The sequence below is a fragment of the Gemmatimonadaceae bacterium genome, from assembly GCA_036003045.1.
Taxonomy (GTDB): Bacteria; Gemmatimonadota; Gemmatimonadetes; order Gemmatimonadales; family Gemmatimonadaceae; genus JAQBQB01.
On the sequence record DASYSS010000002.1, the window covers coordinates 1 to 22,848 of the forward strand.

The 22,848-nt window shown below is 65.7% G+C and carries 16 protein-coding genes; 11 read left to right on the plus strand and 5 right to left on the minus strand.

What is annotated here, in order from left to right:
- The 6 genes from VGQ44_00170 to VGQ44_00195 form a co-directional block, all read left to right on the plus strand.
- A partial coding sequence (locus tag VGQ44_00170) for a PDZ domain-containing protein (GenBank protein HEV8445200.1) occupies positions 1-3,270 on the plus strand: 3,270 nt, incomplete at its 5' end.
- A gap of 16 nt (positions 3,271-3,286) precedes the next feature.
- Positions 3,287-5,725: a protein kinase gene (locus tag VGQ44_00175; GenBank protein HEV8445201.1), complete on the plus strand. Its 2,439-nt coding sequence runs from the start codon at positions 3,287-3,289 to the stop codon at positions 5,723-5,725.
- A gap of 77 nt (positions 5,726-5,802) precedes the next feature.
- Positions 5,803-6,006: a DUF350 domain-containing protein gene (locus tag VGQ44_00180; protein ID HEV8445202.1), complete on the plus strand. Its 204-nt coding sequence runs from the start codon at positions 5,803-5,805 to the stop codon at positions 6,004-6,006.
- Between the two features lie 10 nt (positions 6,007-6,016).
- The gene (locus VGQ44_00185; protein ID HEV8445203.1) at positions 6,017-6,715 is read left to right on the plus strand and encodes a transglycosylase SLT domain-containing protein; all 699 of its coding nucleotides are present in this window, start codon (positions 6,017-6,019) and stop codon (positions 6,713-6,715) included.
- A gap of 116 nt (positions 6,716-6,831) precedes the next feature.
- Complete coding sequence (locus tag VGQ44_00190; GenBank protein HEV8445204.1) at positions 6,832-7,035, plus strand: DUF350 domain-containing protein; 204 nt, start codon at positions 6,832-6,834, stop codon at positions 7,033-7,035.
- 4 nt (positions 7,036-7,039) lie between these two features.
- The gene (locus VGQ44_00195) at positions 7,040-7,681 is read left to right on the plus strand and encodes a transglycosylase SLT domain-containing protein (protein ID HEV8445205.1); all 642 of its coding nucleotides are present in this window, start codon (positions 7,040-7,042) and stop codon (positions 7,679-7,681) included.
- Positions 7,682-7,687: 6 nt separating this feature from the next.
- On the opposite strand, the gene VGQ44_00200 is transcribed toward VGQ44_00195, so the two are convergent.
- The 3 genes from VGQ44_00200 to VGQ44_00210 all read right to left on the minus strand — a co-directional run bounded on the left by VGQ44_00200 (position 7,688) and on the right by VGQ44_00210 (position 12,851).
- Positions 7,688-8,932 carry a Xaa-Pro peptidase family protein gene (locus VGQ44_00200; protein HEV8445206.1) on the minus strand — a complete coding sequence of 415 codons (1,245 nt, stop codon included), beginning with the start codon at positions 8,930-8,932 and terminating at the stop codon, positions 7,688-7,690.
- Positions 8,933-8,958: 26 nt separating this feature from the next.
- Entirely contained in the window at positions 8,959-11,454 is a 2,496-nt protein-coding gene (locus tag VGQ44_00205) for a DPP IV N-terminal domain-containing protein (protein ID HEV8445207.1), read from the minus strand.
- 335 nt (positions 11,455-11,789) lie between these two features.
- Complete coding sequence (locus tag VGQ44_00210) at positions 11,790-12,851, minus strand: substrate-binding domain-containing protein (protein ID HEV8445208.1); 1,062 nt, start codon at positions 12,849-12,851, stop codon at positions 11,790-11,792.
- Positions 12,852-12,992: 141 nt separating this feature from the next.
- On the opposite strand from VGQ44_00210, the gene VGQ44_00215 reads away from it, so the two are divergent.
- The 3 genes from VGQ44_00215 to VGQ44_00225 all read left to right on the plus strand — a co-directional run bounded on the left by VGQ44_00215 (position 12,993) and on the right by VGQ44_00225 (position 17,435).
- On the plus strand, positions 12,993-14,489 hold the full coding sequence (locus VGQ44_00215; GenBank protein HEV8445209.1) for a hypothetical protein: 1,497 nt from the start codon (positions 12,993-12,995) through the stop codon (positions 14,487-14,489).
- An 18-nt stretch (positions 14,490-14,507) separates the two neighbouring features.
- A complete protein-coding gene (locus VGQ44_00220; protein ID HEV8445210.1) occupies positions 14,508-16,082 on the plus strand; it encodes a ribulokinase in 1,575 nt (524 codons plus the stop codon).
- 93 nt (positions 16,083-16,175) lie between these two features.
- Positions 16,176-17,435: a carboxypeptidase-like regulatory domain-containing protein gene (locus tag VGQ44_00225; protein HEV8445211.1), complete on the plus strand. Its 1,260-nt coding sequence runs from the start codon at positions 16,176-16,178 to the stop codon at positions 17,433-17,435.
- Positions 17,436-17,457: 22 nt separating this feature from the next.
- Here VGQ44_00225 and VGQ44_00230 read toward each other — a convergent pair whose 3' ends face one another.
- Together VGQ44_00230 and VGQ44_00235 are read right to left on the minus strand one after the other, a co-directional pair.
- Positions 17,458-18,759: a cation:dicarboxylase symporter family transporter gene (locus VGQ44_00230; GenBank protein ID HEV8445212.1), complete on the minus strand. Its 1,302-nt coding sequence runs from the start codon at positions 18,757-18,759 to the stop codon at positions 17,458-17,460.
- A gap of 31 nt (positions 18,760-18,790) precedes the next feature.
- A complete protein-coding gene (locus VGQ44_00235) occupies positions 18,791-19,576 on the minus strand; it encodes an SDR family NAD(P)-dependent oxidoreductase (GenBank protein ID HEV8445213.1) in 786 nt (261 codons plus the stop codon).
- Between the two features lie 65 nt (positions 19,577-19,641).
- On the opposite strand from VGQ44_00235, the gene VGQ44_00240 reads away from it, so the two are divergent.
- Together VGQ44_00240 and VGQ44_00245 are read left to right on the plus strand one after the other, a co-directional pair.
- Entirely contained in the window at positions 19,642-20,499 is an 858-nt protein-coding gene (locus VGQ44_00240; protein HEV8445214.1) for a sugar phosphate isomerase/epimerase, read from the plus strand.
- 85 nt (positions 20,500-20,584) lie between these two features.
- Positions 20,585-22,843 carry a TIM-barrel domain-containing protein gene (locus VGQ44_00245; protein ID HEV8445215.1) on the plus strand — a complete coding sequence of 753 codons (2,259 nt, stop codon included), beginning with the start codon at positions 20,585-20,587 and terminating at the stop codon, positions 22,841-22,843.
- Positions 22,844-22,848: the final 5 nt, after the last annotated feature.

Genomic DNA, 22,848 nt, shown 5'->3' on the forward strand with positions numbered 1-22,848 from the left:
CTCGCGTTCAGCGCCCAGTACGGCGGGAACGTCGACGTTTACGTCGTCCCCGCGGAGGGCGGTGAGCCCAAGCGACTCACGTGGCACCCGGGCGCCGACATCGTCGAAGGATGGACGCCTGACGGCAAATCGATCGTCTTCAACTCGGCGCGCGCCACCGCGGCCCCGAGCGCGGCCCCGCGGTTTTGGACGGTGCCGGTCGAAGGCGGCGTCGAGACGCCGATGGCGTTGCCCCGAGCCTACCAGGGCAAAATCTCGCCCGACGGCCGCCGCGTCGCGTACAGAATGAACAACTCGTGGGACGAAGAGCGCCGCAACTACCGCGGCGGACAGAATCGTCCCATTTGGATCGTCGACCTCAAGACGTTCGCGCTCGACACCACGCCGAACGTCGCGTCCGATCTCATCGTCGCGCAGGCGGGTTCGCCCCGCGGCTCGTCGCACTTCTCGGCGCCGTCGCAGCCGGAATCCAAGAACATGGATCCGGTGTGGGTCAACGACGAAGTCGTCGACTTCATCTCGGACCGCGATGGTGTCGCGAACGTGTGGAGCTACGACACGAAGGCGAAGAAGCTCACGCAGTCCACGCACTTCACGAACTTCGACGTGAAAGCGATCGACGCGGCGTCGGACGGCAGCGCGGTCGTCTTCGAGCAGGCGGGTGACATCCACCTTCTCGATCCGAAGAGCGGCAGCGAACACGTGGTGAACATCACGGCCGCCGGCGACTTCGCCTGGATGATGCCGCAGTGGAAGGACGTGACGGCGAGCATGAGCAACCTCGCGCTCTCTCCGACCGGCAAGCGTATCGCGGTCGAGGCGCGCGGCGAGATCTTCACGATCCCGGCCGAGCGCGGCGACGTCCGCGACCTCACGAATTCGAGCGCGTCCGCGGAGCGCGAGCCCGCGTGGTCGCCCGACGGCAAGCAGATCTCGTACTTCAGCGACAAGTCCGGTGAGTACGCGCTGTACATCGAGTCGCAGGACGGGCTCACCCCGGCGCGCGAGATCAAGATCCCGACGACCGGCCACTTCTACACGGCGTCGTGGTCGCCCGACGGCAAGCGGATCATGTTCCACAGCGCGGACCTCAAGCTGTGGGTCGTCGACGTCGCGACCGGCCAGGCGAAGGTCGTGGGCAACGATCCGTGGATGGTGCCGACGCGAACGATGAATCCGGTGTGGTCGCCGGACGGCAAGTGGATCGCGTACGCGAAACATCTCAACTCGCTGTATCACGCGATCGAGGTCGTGAACGTCGAGACGGGCGTCTCGAAGCAGGTGACCGACGGACTCGCCGACGCCGTGTCGCCGTCGTGGGACGCGAGCGGCAAGTATCTCTGGTTCCTCGCGTCGACCGATTTCGGTCTCAAGTCGCAGTGGCTGGACATGACGAACTACGACCACACGGAGACGTTCGGCCTCTACGCGGCCATGCTGCGCAAGAGCGACGCGTCGCCGTTCCTTCCCGAGAGCGATGAAGAAGGTGCGCCGACCGGCGCGACGCCCGGTGGATTCGGCGGCGGCGGTCGTGGCGGTCGCGGCGGCGGCGCCGGCGCGGCTGGTGCCGACAGCGCGGCTGGCGGCGAACAGTCAGCGCGTCCGGCTCCACGTGCGCCGATGCCCACGGTCACGATCGACTTCGACGGCCTCGAGCACCGCATTCTCACCGTGCCGGGCGTTCCGGAACGCCAATACTCGAACTTGAAATCAGGCGTCGCCGGAATGGTATACTTCCTCGAGGCGGCCGCGGGTGGCGGCGGTGGCCGGGGCGCAGGTGGTACGGGTGCGACGCTGCACCGCTACTCGCTGCGCGACCATCGCGACGTTTCGTTCGTCACGGGCGCGGCCGACTATGACGTGAGCCTCGACGGACACAAGCTCGTGTATCGAGGCGGTGGCGGAGGCGGGGGTCGGGGCGGCCGGGGTGGCGCGCCCGGCGCGGGCGGCGGACCACAGCTCTTCCTCGTCGACGCGGACCGCAATCCGCCGCAGGCTGGCCAGGGCCACGTGACCGCGGATCTTCGCGCGTTCATCGACCCGAAGCAGGAGTACAAGCAGATATTCGACGAGGCGTGGCGCAACCAGCGCGACTACCTCTATGTGCCGAACGAACACGGCGCGGATTGGCCGAAAGTGAAGGAGATGTACAGCCAGTTCCTTCCCTTCGTGAACCATCGGGCGGATCTCAACTACCTGATCGACATGATGGGAGCGGAGGTCTCGATCGGTCACTCGTACGTGCGCGGCGGCGACATGCCCGACGTTCCGGCCGCGGTCCCTGGCGGACTGCTCGGCGCCGACTTCGCCATCGAGAATGGCCGGTATCGCATCACGAAGATCTACGACGACGAAGAGTGGAACACCGATCTTCGCGCACCGCTCGCCGCGCCGGGAGTGGACGTGCGCGTCGGCGACTACATCCTCTCGATCAACGGACAGGATCTGAAAGCGCCGGACAACATCTATCGCCTGCTCGACGGAACCGCGAATCGTCAAACGGCGCTCGTCGTGAGCGCGACGCCGACGCCGGATGGTGCGCGGCACGTCACGGTCGTTCCGGTCGCGAACGAGCAGGGGCTGCGCACGCGAGCCTGGATCGAAGCGAACCGCCGCACGGTGGATTCGCTCTCGCATGGCCAGCTCGCCTACGTCTATCTGCCCAACACCGGCCAGCCGGGCTATACGAGTTTCAACCGCTACTACTTCGCGCAGCAGGACAAGAAGGGCGCGATCATCGACGAGCGGTATAACGGCGGCGGCCAGGCGGCGGACTACATCATCGACGTGCTGCAGCGCGACTACGACGGCTACTTCAACAACGTGGCCGGCGATCGCATGCCGTTCACCAGCCCCGCCGCCGGCATCTGGGGCCCGAAGGTCATGATCATCAACGAAATGGCGGGATCAGGCGGCGACTTGATGCCGTACATGTTCCGCTATCGCAAGATCGGAACGCTCGTCGGCAAGCGCACGTGGGGCGGACTCGTTCACACCGCCGACACGCCGCCGTTCGTCGATGGCGGATCGGCGATCGCGCCGCGCGGCGGATTCTTCGCCCGCGACGGCAAGTGGGCAGTGGAGAACGAAGGCGTCGCCCCGGACGTCGACGTCGAAAACACGCCGAAGGAAGTGATCGGCGGCCACGACCCGCAGTTGGAAGCAGCAGTCGCCGAAGCGATGAAGCAGCTGGCCGCGCATCCGGTGGATCGTGCGACGAAGGAGCCGCCGCCGCCGACGTGGGGCAAGCGCGTGAAGCCGCCGGCCTGAGGACCGCGCCGGCTCGATGAGCCTCCGCGAGGAGCTTCAGCACTCGCTCGGTGGTTCGTACTCCATCGAGCGAGAGCTCGGCGGCGGCGGGATGTCGCACGTCTTCGTCGCCACCGAGACCGCGCTGAACCGCAGAGTCGTCGTGAAAGTGTTGTCGTCCGAACTGGCTGCCGGTCTTTCGGGAAGCCGGTTCGAGCGGGAAATCCGGCTGGCGGCGGCGCTTCAGCAGGCGAACATCGTCCCGCTACTGTCGGCCGGCGAGCTCGACGGCCGTCCGTACTACACAATGCCGTTCGTCGATGGCTTGTCGCTCCGACACCGGTTGTCGTCGGGCCGTCTGCCGATCGGCGAGGTGATCAGCGTGCTGCGCGACATCGCGCGGGCGCTGGCCTACGCGCACGAGCGCGGCGTCGTCCACCGCGACATCAAGCCGGACAACGTGCTGCTCTCCGGCGACGCGGCGATGGTGACCGACTTCGGCATCGCCAAAGCGTTGATTCGCGCGAGCACGATGACGCCAGACGCCGACGGCGCGGCGAACGCCGAGGCATCCGTCGTCACGCAAATCGGCACGGCAATCGGCACGCCGGCGTACATGGCGCCGGAACAGGGCGTCGGCGATCCGAGCACGGACCATCGCGCCGATCTCTACGCCCTCGGCTGCCTCGGCTACGAGCTCCTGTGCGGAGAGACGCCGTTCCACGCGCGGCCGATCCATCAGACGTTTCTCGCGCACGTGAACGAGACGCCGGTTCCGATCGGCGACAAGCGGTCAGACTGTCCACCAGGGCTCGCCCGCCTGGTCATGCAATGCTTGGAAAAGGATCCTGTCCGGCGTCCGCAGTCGGCGCGCGAGGTGCTGCAAGCGCTCGACAACGTCAGTACGCCGACGCCCGCGATTCGGCGGTCCGCTCGCGCGAGCAGCGGTCGGTTCATCGCGATCGGTGTGGCGGTGCTCGTCGTGGTCGTCGCCGCCGTCGCGCTGATTCGGCGTCGCGCGCCGGTGAACACCGCTCCCGCGATCGGAATCCGCACGCTCGCCGTGCTTCCCTTCGCGAACGTTGGTGGCGATTCGACGCAGGACTATCTCGCGGACGGCATGACCGACGAGTTGGCGACTGCGTTCGGCAAGCTGCCTGGCGTTCGCATCGCCTCGCGCACCGCGACCTATCGGTACAAGAACCAGGTGAGAAGTCAGGCGGGGCTCGACGCTCGGGAGGTCGGCCGAGCGCTCTCCGTGGAATTCGTGCTCACCGGCTCGATTCGCTTCGCGGGCCGGCAGCTTCGGGCGTCCGCGCAGCTCGCCGACGCGGCGACCGGTCAAGAAATCTGGTCCGACGTCTTCCTGCGCGACCCCAAGGACCTGTTCGCGTTGCAGAGCGATCTCGCGCGTGAGATCACACACGCGCTTGCGCCGCGGCTGTCGAGCCGCGCCGCGGCAACGGCGACTTCAGCGCAGGTGGCACAGGGCACGAACGACAACGACGCGTACGACCTTTACCTGCGCGGTCGATTCCTCCTTGGCGCGCGCCACAACTTGCCGCGCGCCGTCGAGTTGTTTCAACAAGCGATCGACAAAGACTCCTCCTTCGCGCGAGCGTACGCCGCGCTCGGTGAGACGCTGGAGTACCTGCCGTACTTCAACGGCATGCCTGCCGACAGCGTGCGGCTTCGCGCGATGCGGGCGGCGGAGCGCGCCCTGATGATCGACAGCACGCTCGCCCAGGCGCACATCGCGCTCGGACTGGCGCGCATGCATGCCTACGAGTGGAGCGAGGCCGGCGATGAGTTTCGCCACGCGATCGCCGCCGACTCGAACGACGTCGCCGCCCTCACGCAATACACACGCTACCTGCTCTACGTCGGCCGCCCGGCCGAGGCGCTCGACGTGATCACTCGGGCGGCGGCTCTCGAGCCGTTCTCGCCGGTGGTCGCGGCGTGGAAGGTCCACTCGCTCTCGTTACTCGGACGGCATGCCGAGGCGCTGGCGGAATCGCGGCGCGGTTTGGAGATCGATTCGACGTCGTCGCCCCTCGTCCAGATCTCGACTCTCGCGTTCGTCGCCGCGGGGCACGCCGCCGAGGCGCGGCAACTCTCGATGCACCATCTCTCGGCCAGTCCGCCGTTCGGCGCGGAGGTCGCGTACGCCGCCGGCAAGACCGGCGACCGGGAGACGGCGTTGCGGATGGCACGGGGCTTCGAGAGCTCCGCGGCGCACACGTGGTTCGCGTACTCGACCGCCGCGGCCGCGCAGATCGGGGTGCCCGACACCGCGGCCGCGCTGGCCGATCTCGAGATGGCCACCAACGCCCGCGAGATCTGGCCCTCGTTCACGCCGTTGTGCGACTACTCGTTCGACTCGATCCGGGGAAGCAAGCGCTTCGCTACGCTGTTGCGGCGCGTCGGCCTCAACGACGCGCTGCTTACGCGGCCCGGAGCTTGCCGAGCCAAGTAGTGCGCTGACCTTATCGCCGCCCTTCGTGTTGCTTCGACGCGCGGCACCGCGCGTCACGTCAACCGCTGAGGTGGGCCGTGTCCATATGGATTCTCATACTGAACCTCGTCTACGCGGCGTGTGGCGTGGTGCTGATGTATTTCAGCTTTCGCGTCATTGACAGGCTCTTGCACGAGGTCAGCCTTCCCCAGGAATTGCAGCGCGGCAACGTCGCGGCGGCGATTTTCGTCGGCTCGCTGTTCGTCTCGATAGCGCTCATCATCGGGCGGGCGATCAGTTAGCGGCCATCGCATGAAGGGCGTAAAGCGGGCCTTCGTGTTCGCGGCGGTGTTTCTCGTCGCCGCGCGGATCGACTGCGGGCAGGGCCCGCCGGCGACCGCGGCGGCCCAACCTCCCCCGCCCAAGCCTGGCCTGCTGGCGAGAATCGAGAACGCGGCCGCGGCGATCGTCGCGCGAAAGATCAACTCGCGATACGACGAATCTTTCTCCAAGTACAGCAAGCAATACTTCGGCCCCGCGTTCGATTGGCGTTGGTTCAAGGCCCAGGGCTTCGCCGAGAGTCGGTTGGACCCGAGCGCGAAGAGTTGGGTCGGCGCGCGCGGCTTGATGCAGCTGATGCCGACGACATACCACGAAATCGTCTCGCAGAATCCCGACTTCGGCCCCATCGACCAGCCGCAGTGGAACATCGCGGCCGGGATCTATTACAACCGGCGTCTCTGGGATTTCTGGCACCTCGTGCCGTACGACGAGCGCCTCGACTTCATGTTCGCGAGCTACAACGCCGGCCGCGGGCCGATCATCAAAGCGTACAACATCGTGACGTCGCGCTGGCCGGCCGACACGACGTGGGCGAACGTCGTGAAAGTCGCGCCGGGCGTGCACCCCTGGCGCTACACCGAGACCATCGGATACGTGAAACGCATCAACGCCGTCCACAGCCTGCTGACGAGTTCCAGCGTTACGGCGGCGACGATCGACACTCTGTAGTCCGAACGCCGAAACTGCCCTGGGACTGCCGAACTCCGAAACTTTCGAACGCCGATTGTCGTCTTGTGATGAGGCCGCTTGAACACGGCCTTCCAGACCCTTCACAAGGCGAATCCGTGCAGCTCGCGATTCTTGCGCTGAACCTCGTCTACGCCGGCCTCGGCGTGGTGTTGATGTTCGTGAGCTATCGAGTGATCGACCGGCTCACGCCCGACGTCGACTTCCCCCAAGAGCTGAAGCGCGGGAACATCGCCGCCGCGATCTTCATCGCGGCGCTGTGGATCTCGATCGCGCTCATCGTCGGGCGCGCCATCGGATAAGCCGATGCGCGGGCGACGTTCGCTGATCGCGCTGGCGCTGGCTGCCGCACCCGCGTGGGCACTCGCCCAGGGCGGAAGCACCGCGTCGTCGGCGTTTGGCTCTCTCGAAAAGGTCGCCGAAGCGCGCGCCGCCAAGAAGATCAGCCAGCGCTTCGATCCGGCCTTCAAGAAATACTCGAAGCGATACTTCGGCTCGGCGTTCGACTGGCGCTACTTCAAGGCGCAGGGGTTCGCCGAGAGTGAGCTCAAGCCCGACGCGACGAGTTGGGTCGGCGCGCGCGGCGTGATGCAGCTCATGCCGTCGACGTATCAGCAGATCGCGTCGCACCGCCCGGAGTTCGGCGCGATCGATCAGCCCGATTGGAACATCGCGGCCGGCATCCTCCACGACCGCGATCTATGGCAGCTCTGGGCCAACATTCCAGAAGCCGAGCGATACCACTTCATGTTCGCGAGCTACAACGCCGGCGAGGGCACGATCGGCCGCGCGCTCGCGGTGGCGAAGCAGACGTCTCCCGAGCCCGCGTGGGCCAACATCGAGCTCATCGCCCCACGCGTGCAGCGGTGGCGATACAGCGAGACGCTCGGCTACGTGCGACGAATCGACTCCACGTACTTTCGGCTGACGAATCCGTTCGCGCCCTAGCGCGGGCTAGACAGGGCGGTCGATCGCCGGGCTCCTCGGCGTGAACATCTGCGGGCCGCTCTCCGTGATGTGCAGGCAGTCCTCCAAGCGAATTCCGAACTCGCCGTAGATCGCGATCGTCGGCTCGTCGCTGAAGCACATTCCGGGCTGGATCTTCGTCGTGTTGCCCTTCACGAAGTTCGTCCACTCGTGGCCGTCGACGCCGATGCCGTGGCCGGTGCGGTGCGGCAGACCGGGCACCTTGTAGCCCGGACCGAATCCGGCGTCGGTGATCACCTTCCTGGCCGCGGCGTCGACCGACTCGCACGTCGCGCCTACCTGCGCCGCGTTGAACGCCGCCTCCTGCGCGCGCTTTTCGGTCTCCCAGACGTCGCGCTGACGCTGCGTCGGTTTGCCGAACACCGTCGTGCGCGTGATGTCGGAAGTGTAGCCGTCCACTGTGCATCCCGCGTCGACGAGCACGACGTCGCCATCGCGAAGCGTCTGCGGCTGGATGCTGCCGTGGGGGAAAGCCGTGTACTTCCCGAAGATGACGAGCGCGCCGTCGCTCACGCCGCCGAGCCGTTGCGTCACCGACGCGACGCTCGCCGACACGTCTCGCTGCGTCATTCCCGGCTTGAGCGCCTTGAGCGTCGCGCCGATCGCCTGCAGCGTGATCTCATTCGCGTGCTTCATCAGGGCGATCTCGGCGGGCGACTTGATCATGCGGCATCCGGCGGTCACCGGGGTCGCGATCACGTACTGCGCGCTGGGGAAGCGTTGCCGCACGCCGTCGGCGATGAAGAAGCGGACGCGTTCCTCCATTCCGACCTTTCCGTTCGTGACACCGCGATCCTTGAGGATGCCGGCGATCACCTGAAACGGACTCTCGTCCTCCTGCCAGACGCGGACGTCGTTCGAGAACTTGATCAGTTCACGAGCCCGCTCCTCCTCGAACGCGGGCGTGACCCACGCGAGCTCACCCTTGGCGGGGATCACCACGCCGAACGTGCGCTCGCTGTTCCCCCAATGCACGCCGGTGAAGTACACCATGCTCGACCCGCCCTCGAGAAACATCGCGTCGATTCCGTTCTCCGTCATCAGCCGCCGCGCCTTCTCGATGCGCGCTCGCCGCTCGTCGTCGGTGATCGAGGGCGGTTTCGCCTGAAGCGTAATACCCTCGAGCGCTGGCAACTCGAGCGCTCCGGTGCTTGCCGCGGCTACGGCGCCGAGCGTGGTCGCGGAGCGAGAAACGAAAGACCGTCTGTCCATGGGTGGGTTCGTGATGGGTGTCGTCGTTATCGGCCGGCGCGTCCGGCCTGGATCGCCTGCGTGGCGTTCCGCTCGGGCGGCTCGACGCCGAGCAGATGGTGCACGAAGAAATCGTTGCGTTTGCGGATGCCGTACGGGCCGCCGTTCGTGTGATCGGCGCCTGGGATCACCAACAGATCGAACGTCTTGTTGGCCTTGATGAGCGCGTTCACCACCTGCATCGTCGACGACGGATCGACGTTCGTGTCGAGTTCACCGACGATGAGCATCAAGTCGCCTTGCAGCTTCGACGCATTGTCCACGTTCGACGATGCGGCGTAGTGCGGACCGAGCGGCCAACCCATCCACTGCTCGTTCCACCAGATCTTGTCCATGCGGTTGTCGTGACACCCGGCCGCCGACACCGCCGCCTTGTAGAACTCGGGATGAAAGAGCATTCCGCCGAGCGAATTCTGTCCGCCGGCCGATGTGCCGTAGATGCCGACCCGTGTGATGTCGTACCACGGATATGTCGCCGCGGCGGCCTTGTGCCAAAGGATGCGATCGGGGAAGCCCGCGTCGCCCAAGTTCTGCCAGGCGACGTCGTGGAAGGCCTTCGACCGGTTCGCCGTCCCCATGCCGTCCATCTGCACGACGATGAACCCCAGCTCGGCGAGCGTGCGCATGTCGTTCGTGATGCCGAATGTCTTCGGCACGAACGAGCCCTGCGGACCGGCGTAGATGTTCTCGATGACCGGGTATTTTTTTTGGGGATCGAAGTTGGTCGGCTTGAAGATCACGCCCCAGATGTCGGTGGCGCCGTCGCGTCCTTTCGCGACGAAAACCTCGGGGGCTTTCCATCCGGCGGCCGACAGAGACGCGATGTCGCCGTGGTCGACTTCCATCGCGACGTGCTGGTCGGCGGTGCTGTGGACGTCGAGCGAAGGCGCGGCGTCGACGCGCGACCACAGGTCGGCGTAGTAGCTGCTGTCGCCCGACCACGAGATCGTGTGCATCCCGTTCTCGGGCGTCATCGGCGTGAGGCCGGTGCCGTCGAAGTTGATCCGATAGTAATGCAAGAAGTACGGGTCTTCCTTCGGATCCATGCCGTTCGCCGTAAACCAGATTTGTCGCTTCGCCTCGTCCACGTGCTGAACGTTGTGGACGACCCAGTTGCCTTTGGTGATCTGATTCTCGACTCGGCCGGTGGCGCCGTCGATCAGGTACAGCTGGCTCCAACCATCGCGCTCCGACATCCAGATCATCTCTTTGCCGTCGGCGACGTCGAAGCGGAAGCGGCGTCCGGAGTCGCTGATCCCATCGGTGGCCGGACGATAGTCGACGAACGCCTTCGATTGCTCGGTGACGATCGAGCGCGCCGCGCCGGTGTTCGCGTCGACTTCGATGACGCTGTAGACCTGATGCCCTCGCTGGTTGTACTCGAACGTGAACGCTCTGCCGTCCTTGCGCCACGTGAGCTGCAGGAGTTGGTAAGGATTCGGGAAAAGCGCGTGGTCGACGTGCACGACGCGCTTCGACGCGACGTCGATGAGCACTGGATCGCGCTGGTCGAGCACGTCGCCGGGCTTCGCGTAAACGCGCTCCATGTATTTCGGTTGCAGCTGATCTGCGGGTGACGACTCGACGTATCGCACGAGCCGTCGATAGCCGGGCGTCACGCGATACACCGCGATCTTCGCCGAGCTGGGCGACCAGGTCAGCGACTGGAGCGTGTAGGCTCCGCCTTCCGATCCGTCGAACGTCAGAGGAGACCCGGTTCGAGCGCCCGTCGCTCGAATGTAGACATTGAAGTTCTCGATGTACGCCTCGTGCTGTCCGTCCGGCGAGCGACGAACGGCGCTGTCGGCGGGAGGACGCGGCGGACCTTGCTGCTGCGCGATCCGCTGCGCGATCACCTCGTCGCCGAGCGCCTCGATGTCGTCCTCCCCCCATGGCCCTTCGAACGGCACCATGTCGCTCTGCTCATCGTCGGCGATCGGACCGGCGCCCCCGCCACGGCCGCCGCGTCCACCTCGACCGCCCACGCTCACGGCGCCGGCACGCTGACAGGCGTAGTCGGTGATCGTGCACTTCCAGTTGTAGCCCGTCGCGACGAACTCGATCGCATGCTCGTCGTCCGCGAACGTAAAGTCCGTGAACGGAAGGTTGGTGGCCGAGACGAGCGTCGCCGGTCCGGGCGCACCAGCCCCGCCCCGCCCGGCGGCCGGCGTCTCGGTGAGGCCCGCGCGAATGATCGCGGCAGCCAGTTTCGTGTGATCGAACGCCGGTTGCTTGGTCTTCGCCGCGACGTCGACGACCATGAACTCATGGCCGCCGCCCTTTACGGTGCGCCGATACCAGAGGCGCGACGTACGCCCGATCCAGGTCGGGTGGTCCGGGATGTTGGCGGCGAGTCCCTCGTAGCGCGTGTTCAGCTGCTCGGCGCGGGCGTAGTCGGCCGCGGTGCCTTGAGCGTTGAGCGCTTCGGTCGCCAACAGCGCGGGAATCGCTGCTGCGCAAACGCGGGCGATGGTCGTACGCATACCAATCTCCGTCGAGAAGTTCGCGAGCCCTGAAGTTCTGTTGCGGGCGTCGGCTGCGCCAGTTGTTACAGGCGTCTTACATGCATCCGCCTTCCGGACGGGATGTCGCCCGCCGTGCCGACGCACTCAGTGGTCATGCTCATCGTGCACCACTAGCGCCCTGGTCGGCCACAAAACAGAGAACGACGATCCCGCAGACTTGAACTGCGACGACGCAGACAAAAGCCAAAAAAATTTTGTCTGCGGAATCGCAGTTGAAAGTCTGCGTCGTCTGCGTCAAAGTAGTTTCGACGGTCCTTGTGGCCGGATTGCCGCGAGAGCCGCCAAACCTGAGGCTACTTCATCGACAAGAACTTCGGGTCGACGTCGGTAAAGCCCCAGTCTTTCAGCTGGCGAGCCCACGTGCCGAGGTTGTCCTTCGACACGCGTACGAGATCCATCTGCACGTGCGGCGGCACGTCTTTGTGCAGGTAAACGTGATCGAAGATCGTCTTCACCGACACGTAGCCCCAGAGATACGTCGGCTGGGCGAAAAGCACCGGCGCGAGTCCCTTGTCGACGTACGGCAACTCGACCGGCAGCGCGTCGACCGACACGATCTTGACCTTGTCGGGGTTGAGATCGGTGAGCAACGCCGGCGTGAAGAGCGCCCAGCCGCCGATCATCGCCCAACCCTGGATGTCGGGATACGCGTTCTGGGCGCGCACCACTTCGGCCGCGGCGTCCTGAGGCGTCTCGGCGTGGTAGAAGGTGTTGAGGATCGTGATGCCCGGGTGCTTCTTGGCTTCTTCCTTCACCCCCTCGACGCGCTTCTGGAGGTTGGGCGCGTTCTGGTTCCCGGCGAGAATGGCGATCTTGCCCTTGTCGCCCATCTGCTTCGCCAGCTCTTGCATCACCTGCGTACCCATCAACACGTCGTCGCCGCCGTAAAACGAGAACCGCTTGGAGCCGGCGACGTCGCTGTCGAAGGTCATGACCGGCACGCCTCGCGCAACCGCTTCGTCCACCGAACCGACGAGCTTGCCCGCGTCGCTCGCCGAGAGAAGGATCGCGTTCGCGCCGGCGTTCACAGCTTCGCCGATGCGCTGCGCCTGAAGCGTCGGATCCTCGTCGGGTGGCGTGAGCCAATCGATCTTCACGTTCACCCCGTTCGCCTTCGACAGCTCCGCCGCCGCCGCTTCGGCACCCTGCCGGCCGGACAAGAAGACCGGGTTGGTCGAGCTTTTGGCGATCAGGGCGATCGTGAACGTCTTACTTCCACCAGCCGCGGAAGCGCCGCCAGCCGCCGCGGCATCGGATTTATCGGTCTTGGCACCGCTGCACGCGGCAAGAAGGCTCGCGACAAGCGGGAGGGCGGTGCGCCACAAGGGGCCGGGACGACGAAACGCTCGCGTCATTCAGATCTCTGCGTGTGAAGGTTCGGGTCGGGCGAAACAATGACCTCGACACCGCGAGGTGTCAACGCGACGGCCTTCCGGCTGCCGCGCACGCCCGATATGCTCTACCGGCTCGCCCACGCTTTCACGAAACGTCCTCTCATGCGCATTCAACTCGAATCGAACGCCGGCGGGAAGCTAACGGCGAAACATGCGGCGCAGGCCGCGAAGCGCGCTTCGCGCCGCCCGCCGGTCGAACGCGTCACCTTGGCGCTGCTCGTCGGCAATCGCGGGTTCTTCCCCGGCCACCTGGCTCGCACCGGCCGCGACGAGATGCTGCGCGCGTTCGCCGACGAAGGGATCGACGCCATCGCCCTGGCGCCGGACGACTCCGTGCACGGCGCGGTAGAGAGCCGCGATGAGTCGAAGGCCTGCGCGGCGCTCTTCCGAAAGCACGCCGATAAGATCGCGGGCGTCGTCGTCACCCTGCCGAACTTCGGAGACGAGCGCGCCATCGCCGAGACGCTTCGGCTCGCGGGGCTCAACGTGCCAGTGCTGATTCATGCGACCGCGGACGACCCCGCGAAGATGGGCATCGACTTTCGTCGCGACGCGTTCTGCGGGAAGATGTCCGTCTGTAACGTTTTGACGCAGTACGGCATACCATATAGTCTGACGTCGCTCCACACTCAACGCCCCGAGTCCGACAGCTTCCGCGCCGACCTTCGCAAGTTCGTCGCGACCTGCCGCGTGGCGCGCGGGCTCAAGACGGCGCGCATCGGCGCGATCGGCGCTCGGCCGGCCGCGTTCAAGACGGTCCGCTACAGCGAAAAGATCCTGGAAGCATCCGGGATCGCGGTAGAACCCATCGACCTCTCCGAAGTCCTCGGCCGCGTCGACCGCCTCGCGAACGACGACGCGGACGTCCTCTACAAGCTCGGCGAGATGCGGGAGTACGTCGCGACGGACGGCATTCCGACCGACGCGTTGATCAAGATGGCCAAGCTCGGCCTCGTCATCGATCGCTGGATGCGCGAGACGGACGTCAATGTGAGCGCGGTGCAGTGCTGGACGTCACTCGAGGAGTTCTTCGGCGTCGTGCCGTGCACGCTCATGAGCATGATGAGCGACGTGAACATGCCGAGCGCGTGCGAAGTGGACGTATGCGGCACGGTCAGCATGTACGCGCTCACCCTTGCGTCGCAGACGCCAAGCGCGCTGCTCGACTGGAATAACAACTACGGCGACAATCCGGACAAAGCCGTCTGTTTCCACTGCAGCAACCTGCCGAAGGCGTTCTTCGAAGACGTGAAGATGGACTATCAGGCGATCATCGCCGGAACGGTCGGCCGAGACAACACGTACGGCACCGTCGTCGGCAAGGTGCGATCGAGCCCGATGTCGTTCGCCCGATTCTCGACCGATGACCGTACCGGCAAGATCCGTGGCTACGTCGGCGAAGGGCGTTTCACGGACGATCCGCTCACGACGTTCGGAGGCGCCGGCGTGGCCGAGATTCCGCGCCTGCAAGAGCTGCTGCGCTTCATCTGTACGAACGGATTCGAGCATCACGTCGCCGCGACGATGGCGACCGTCGCCGACGCCGTCCACGAGGCGACGACGCGGTATCTGGGCTGGGACGTCCGGCGCCACGCTTGAGAGGGGGACATCGCGCCAATGGCGGTCGTCGCGGGAGTAGACTTCGGCACACAGAGCGTGCGCGTCGCGCTCGTGGACAGCGAGCGCGGTCCGATCGGCGCGGGAACCGCCGAGTATCCGGTGAACCGCGATCGGCGCGATCCGGACTTCGCCACCCAGGCGCACGCGTCGCACATGGACGCGCTCGCGCTCGCGGTGCAGCGCGCGCTGGCCGACGCGAAGTTGAGTGGCCAGCGAGTCCAAGCGATCGCCCTCGACACGACGGGATCGACGGTAGTTCCGGTGGACGAGCGTCTCAAGCCGCTCGATGACTACTACCTGTGGGCCGATCATCGCGCGAAGGACGAGGCCGCGCTCATCACGGAGATGTCCCGTCGCGAGAAGCTGCCGGCGATCGAGATGTGCGGGGGCGTTTACTCGTCGGAGTGGGGGTTCGCCAAACTGCTCCACTGGTTGCGCCACAATCCGAGCAAGCGCGCCCGCTTCGCGACGGCACTCGAGCATTGCGACATGGTTGCCGCCGTGCTTTCCGGCGAGACGAACGTCGAGAACGTTCCGCGCTCCGTCTGCGCGATGGGACACAAGTGGCTCTGGAGCGAATCGGACGGGCTGCCTCCCGAAGAATTCCTCGCATCCATAGACCCGCTCTTCGCCGGAATCCGAGACAAGCTCGGCGGACGCTATCGCACGTCTGATCACATCGCCGGACAGCTGAGCGACGAGTGGGCTTCGCGTCTCGGACTGCGCGCGGGGATTCCGATTCCCATCGGGGCGTTCGATGCACATTGGGACGCCGTCGGCGCGGGCATCCAGGAAGGCGACGTCGTCAACGTGGTCGGCACGAGCACGTGCATCATCGCCATCGCGAAACAGGCCGACTGCGTGCCCGGCGTCTGCGGCGTCGTTCCGGGATCCGTGCACCCCGACTACGTCGGCGTGGAAGCTGGTCTCTCGGCGGTCGGTGACATCTTCGAGGCCATCGCGCGTCGAGCGGGCACGAGCGTCCGAGTCCTGTCGAATGGACTCGAGGAATATCAGGCCGGGCAGACGGGGCTTCTCCGACTCACCTGGGACAACGGCGACCGGACCGTTCTCGTCAACCCGAACCTCGGCGGCGTCACGCTCGGTTGGAATCTCAACCACGACGCGCGCGACGATCTGTTCGCCGCAATCGAGGGCACGGCGCTGCACACGCGTGTCGTCTTCGAGCGAATGGCCGAACACGGCGTGCCGATTCGGCGCGTGATCAACGCCGGCGGCATTCCTCAAAAGAACGACGTCTTGAATCGCGTGTACGCCAACGTGTTCGGGGTGCCGGTGCTCATCCCCGAGCGGCCGATCACCGGGCTCGGCTCCGCGATCTTCGCCTTCAAAGCCGCCGGGACGTTTCCGACGATCGACGACGCGCAGCGGGCGCTCTGTCCGTCCTATCGCGTGATCGAGCCGGAAACGCGGCAGGGCGCCGTGTACGACGAGCTCTATTCGTTGTACAAGGATCTCTACTTCGCGATGGGCAACCCGCGCTCCGAACCCGCCCATCTCGGCGCCGTCCTGCCATCGCTGCGTCGCATCGCGGCCGCCGCCCGAGCCTGAATAGGCGCGCCCGACGGCCGGTATCGCGCCACTCGATGGACCGAGCCGGTCTCGGGTGTCATGTTGAATGGATCGAGCCATGGGTACGCCTTCATGACGTTACACGACCGAATTCGCATGTTGGGTGCGGGGCTGCTGTTCGTCGCGTCCGCGATGAACGCGGGCGCGCAGCAACCGGTGCATCCACCCCTCACGATCAACGTGCGCGTGGTGGACAGCGGCGCCGTGGCCATCAGCGGCGCGGAGGTCGCGGTCGTCCAGGGACTGAACGACGCACGCGCCAGCGGCAACACCGACGTGCGCGGCCTCGTTTCCCTCACGATCTCCGATCCCGACGGCAACTATCAGATCATCGTGCGCAAGATCGGGTTCGTCCGCGAGGCCGAGTTTTTTCACGCGAGATCCGGCCCGCTGAATTTCCAAGTCGTGATGCACCGCGCCGTCCAATCACTCGCGCCGGTGCAGGTCAACGCGCAGGAAGACGTCACGAGGAAGAGTTACTTCATCGACGCAGACGAGATCGCGAAGCACGCGGACCAATTGATCGACGCAACCGACATCCTGAAGAAGCTCAGGCCGGACATGATATGCGGCCGATCGTGCTTCCCAATGCAGGCCGCCGGCCAGGCGACGAAAACCCCCGTGCGAAAGTGTCCGACGCTGGCGTTCCAGCCGCGCCGTACCTGCCCGGTCGTCAGCGACCCCAACCCGTCGCTGTCGACGAACGTTTGGGTCAACGGCGTGTGGATTCGCAGCATCGCAACGGACACGGTCTGCCAGACCGGTCGCCGAGGAATTCTTGCCGGACTCTCGCCTGGGTCGATGCAGGTGCTGTGCGAAATCCAACCCGAGCACATCGAGCAGATCACGTACGCCGACGAATTCAACACGACGGTCGGAAAGCCGCACAGCGACAGCGCGATCTACATCGTCTTGAAGCAAGGCGTCGCTTACCAGCCGGGAGCCAAGTCGTACGTCGTCGATGAATCGCCTGAGGACAGCAAGAAGCCCGCGGCGGCGCGTTCAGCCGGCGGGTCACATGACTCCCTCGGCGTTGCGTCGCCGCACGATTCGACGGCTGCGCTCCCGAGATACCGCTACCGCCTCCTCGGCGTGTTCGACGAGGGCACGGGAGATCCCGTCGAAGGCGCGCACGTGACCGACGCGAAGAGCGGCGACTACGTGACGACGACCGCGACCGGCACCGTGAGCCTCGTCTTTTTGCCCGAAGGCAGCTCACTCCTCAAGATCACGAAGCCCGGCTATCAGGAATTGGATCTCACGGTCGACATCGGTCCGAACGAGACGAACGCGTTGACGCTTCTCATGAAGAAAACGCCCGAGCACCGATAGTCTCTCGCCTTTCGCGCCGGAATCAGCGTTGCGCGGCCTTCTCGCGCTCGATTCCGCTGCTCGGTAGTGCTCCACCCGCAACGCCCGCGTCCGGCGATGGAGTAAACCGGTTCACCAGCGCCGCCGCGACGAGGTCGCCGGTGACGTTGAGCACCGTCGCGAACGTGTCCGGGAGCGCGTCCACCGCGATGAGAATTCCTATCCCTTCGACAGGCAACCCGATCGCGAGAAAGAGCGGCGCAAGCATGATGAACGCGCCCCGCGGAATTCCGGGCGCGGCAAACGCGAGGAACACGGCCGCGAATGCCACCGTCGCGAGCTGCTGCGCGTGCAGCGGGATTCCGTAGAACCAGCCCACGAACAGCGCGCCGACGGTCCACGACACCGGCCCGGCGATCTTGAAGAGCGACACCGCGAGCGGCAGCGAGAATCCGGCGATTCGATTCGGAATGCCGAGCCCTTGCTCCGCGCTCTCGACCAACGCCGGCAACGACGCAATCGACGAGCTCGAGCTGAACGCGATCAGCTGAGCTGGCAGCGCGGCGCGCGCAAACCGACGAAGCGGAACTCGTGCCACGATCGCGGCCACGGGATACAACAACAATGTCACCGCGATGCTCGCCACCGAATACGCCGCGATGTACAAGCCGATCGCGCCTGCCACGCTCGCGCCGAGATGCGCCGCCAACGGCAGCACGAGCGCGAACACGCCGATCGGCGCAAGCGCCACGACCCACCGCACGAGCACGAGCATCGCCGCGCAGAGCGACTTGAAGAACGACGACAGCGGCTCGCGCGTGTCCCTCGGCAGGTTGAGAATCGCCAAGGCCAACAGAATGGAGAAGACGATCAGCGGAACCATGTCCCCGTTCGCCGCTGCGGCGATCGGATTGGCCGGAATGAGCGACGTGAGCCAACGCCCAAACGTCTGCCCCTGGGTCCCCGCGAGCTGGCTGGCCGCCTCCGCCGCGCCGGCCGGAAGCGCGGGATGCGCGCCGCTCGGAAACGGCAAGAGCGCGAAGAGACTTGGCGCGAGCGGTACGACGACGACCGCGACGCCCGCCGCGAGGAGAACGAACATGAGCAGCGTTCGCCCGCCGAGTCGTCCGATCGACGCGACGTCCGCGGTCGAGGCGACTCCCGTAACGAGCAGCGAGACGATGAGCGGGATCACCGTCATTCGAATCGCGTTCACCCACAGCGTACCGAGCGGCGCGATGGCGTCGGCCGCGCTCAGCGCCGACGCGCTTCCCGACGCGGCGATGGCCACACCACCGACGACCGCCGCGCCGAGCGCGACGACGATTCGCGTGCCTTCCTTCATCTTGAGCTCGTCTGTGCGGTGAACGGGCAGGCTACATCATCAAGTCGCCGCCCGAGATGTCGATCGACGCGCCGGTCATGTAGCCGGCTTCTTCGGAGGCGAGAAAACAAATCAAGTCGGCGACCTCGATCGCGGTGCCGAGACGTGGAATCGGAAAACTTGCCGCGAGCCGCTCGAGCAATTCGGGCGGCGCGGTTTCCTGCGTGAGCTCAGTGTCGATCATTCCCGGGCAGATCGCGTTGACGGTGATTCCAAACTTTCCGATCTCCTTCGCCGCCGCGCGAGTCAGTCCAAGCAGGCCGGCCTTGGACGCCGTGTAGTGCGCTCCACCGAGCGTGCTCACCGTTCGTCCGGCGGTGGACGAAACGTTGACGATGCGACCGTAGTGCTGCGCCTTCATGACCGGCAGCACGGCCTGAGTGAACAGGAACGGCGCCGTCATGTTGACTTCCAACGCTTGACGCCACTCCGCGGTGGTGAGATCCGGAAATCTGGTCGGTCGCGCGTGCGCCGCGTTGTTGACGAGGATGTCGACGCGCCCGAAATGCGTCATCGTCTGCTGCACGATGTCTTCGGGCACGCCGTCCACGGTCACGTCACCGGGTACGGCCAGCAAATGCGTGCTGCCGCCGAGTGACGCCACGGTCGCTTCGGCACGCCCGCGGTCGCGCACGTTGACGGCCACGCTCGCTCCCCGCTCGAGAAAGCGCGCGACGGCCGCGCGCCCCAGCCCGCGCGCCGCGCCGGTGACGATGGCGACTCGCCCCGTGAAATCCTTATGTCGGGGGGGAACGGGAGGGGAAGGGGTCTGATCCACGGGAGACGGTTGCGGTGGCGCGCCGAATATGGCCAAGCCGAGTGAGAGCGGATAGAGTTTGTCGCATGAAACGGCGCACGTTCGTTCAAGCGATCGGTTCGGCGGCGGCGAGCGCTTTCGTCGCGCCGCTTCGCGGGACGCGGCCGGAATGGAGTCGAACGGCCAAGCTCGATCGCGTCGGACTCGAGCTCTATGCCGTCCGTCGAGCGATGAAGGCCGATCCGGAGCGAACGCTCGCCGCGGTCCGTGCCATGGGCTACGATGACGTCGAGCTCCTCTGGTCCTTGGGCAACTTCGGGCGCACGCCGCAGCAAGTTCGCGCGACGTTGGATGACGAAGGACTCCGCGCGCCATCCGCTCACATGGCTCCCGAGGTCATTCTCAAGGACTGGGACCAGAGCCTCGAGAAGGCACATCTGCTCGGCCACCGCTATCTGGTCGTTCCAAGCCTGCCCGACGAGACGCAGCATTCGCTCGACGCGTGGAGACAGTGGGCGGACCGGTTCAACATCGCCGGCGCCGCCGCGCGCCACGCCGGAATCTGGCTCGCATTTCACAACGAGCCCGATCACATGAAGCCGATCGACGGCGCGGTTCCCTACGACGTCTTCATCGCTCGCCTCGATCAGGCCGCGGTTCGTCTCCAGCTCGACGTCGGCAACATGCTCATGGGGCACGGCGACCCGATGCACTATCTCACGGCGCATCGCGACCGCTATTGGAGCTTTCACCTCAAGGACGTCGTGCCCGACGGCTCGACGGACGTCGAGCTCGGAAAAGGCACCTTCGACTTCGCCCGCTTCCTCGCCGCGGTGCCGGATCTTTCGCAGAAGCCGTGCTATGTCGAGCAGGAGAATCCGTCGGACGAGATGGTGAGTGCGCGAAAAAACTGTGACTACCTGCGCCATCTCACATTTGGATAATTCACGCTGTCTTCGCCTCGCTTCAAGTCTGCGGGATCTGTGCTGAAGTTTTCCTTCCACATCAGTGGCCGGAGATAACGAAGCGATGCCCGACTCCGTGTCCCGACGTGACGCTCTCAAACAACTCGGGGTCGTCGGCGCCGGACTTGCCATCGGCGGTCGTCGTATCCTCGGCGCGGCGAAGGAGATCGTTGTCGCCGGCCAGGCCGTCGAGGTCGAAGTCGCCTCCCTGAGCGGGGCGACGGCGCGGATCACGCTGAGGCCCATTCACAACGGCGCGGCCGACGTGCTCCCCGTGACGGGCGAGTTGGTCAACGAGAAGCTCGGCCGGCAGATCGCGCATTCGCGAACGGAGGAAGCACTCTCACGCGTTCGTGCCGGAGACCTCATCATCAAATTCGACGATGCACCGCCGACGATCGGCATCGAGACGCGCGCCGGCGCCGTCGTTCAGCGCCTCGTCTTCGACGCCGAGTCGCCGGGCATGTCCTTTCTCCTCGGCGACGGCCCGCTCCTCGGACTTGGGGAAGGCGGACCGCAGTTCGATCGCAAAGGCTCGGCCGATCGGATGATCATCGGTCAGGGAGGATATCGTCTTTCGACGCATGGAACGCGGGCGCCGATCCCGTGGCTCGTCGGCACCAACGGTTGGGCGATGTTCGTTCACCAACCGACCGGCGAGTTCGACTTCACGGGCGGTCTTGGCAAGTTCACGCCGAAAGACGCCCCGCTCCCGCTCGATGTATTCGTCGTCGCGTCGAAAGATCCCGCCGTTCTCATGCGCGAGTACGCGCGCATCACCGGGCTGGCGGAAATGCCGCCGCGCTGGGCGTTCGGCTATCTCCAGTCGCATCGCACGCTCGAGGGGCCCGAACAAATCGCCGGCATCGCGCGCACGATGCGCGAGAAGAAGCTTCCCTGCGACGCGCTCATCTACCTCGGCACCGAGTTCGCGCCGTCCGGCTGGAACACGCGCAACGGTGAGTTCACCTGGCATCCGGGCAACTTCCCGGAGCCGCGCAAACAACTCGCCGAGCTGCGCGATCGGCACTTCAAGGTGGTCGTGCACGTGGTCATCGAAGGAAAGCATCTCACCGGCTCGGTCGCCGACGAATGCACGGCACCTCCGCTCCCGAGCGGCCGAACGCCGGACAACAAGTGGCCGCCCGACCGGCAGGTCTCGTGCTACTGGCCGTTTCACAAATCTGTGATGGACGACGGCGTGGACGGATGGTGGCCCGACCAAGGCGACGGCTTCGACGGGCCGTCCGAGCTCAATCGCCATCGCATGTATTGGGAGGGCACGCAGGTCTATCGCCCGAACGAGCGACCGTTCGCGCTCCACCGGAATGCGTCGGCCGGTGTGCAGCGCTTCGGTGGATTGATCTGGTCGGGCGACGTACAGTCCCGTTGGGAGACGTTGAAGACACACGTGCCGGTCGGGATCAACACGGGGCTCACGGGACTTCCGTATTGGGGCACCGACATCGGCGGCTTCATCCCCACCGCCGAATACACCGGCGAGCTCTATGTGCGCTGGTTTCAATTCTCGGCGTTCAGTCCCGTGTTTCGATCGCACGGACGCAACTGGCATCTGCATCTGCCGTGGGGCTGGGACGGCGGGGACGGCGGGCCGCCGGAAACGCAGAACTTCAAGGCCGACCCCGCCGAGCTGCACAACGCGCAGGTCGAGCCGATCTGCCGGCAGTATCTCGAGCTTCGCTACCGCCTGATGCCGTATCTCTACACGGCGGTCCGCGAGACACACGACACCGGTATGCCGATCATGCGCGCGCTCTGGCTACATCACGCCGACGATCCCGTCGCCGTGGCGCGCGGCGACGAATACCTCTGGGGACGCGACATTCTCGTCGCGCCGGTCGTGGAGAAGGGCGCGACCAACCGCCGCTTGTATCTGCCGCGCGGCAAATGGCTCGATTTCTGGAAGGAAGACCTCGTCGACGGCGGCAAGGAGATCGACCGCTCCGTCGATCTGGCCACGACGCCGCTCTACGTCCGTGCGGGCGCCGTGATTCCGATGGATCCGGTGCGCCAGTACACCGACGAGCCGCACACCGAACCGACGACGCTCGTCGTCTACCCCGGCGCCGACGGCGAATCGGCGTGGTACGAAGACGATGGAAAGTCGTTCGACTACCGCCGTGGCGACGCCATGCGGTTGATCATGACGTGGCGCGACTCGTCGCGCCGCCTGTCGATTCGGTTGGCGCCCGGCTACACGCTGCGCGCGCCTTCGCCGCGTCGCCTCAACCTGCGAGTTGCCGGCTCATCGACGACAAAGTCCATCGACTTCACCGGCCGCCCCATCGATACAAATCTCTGAACGCT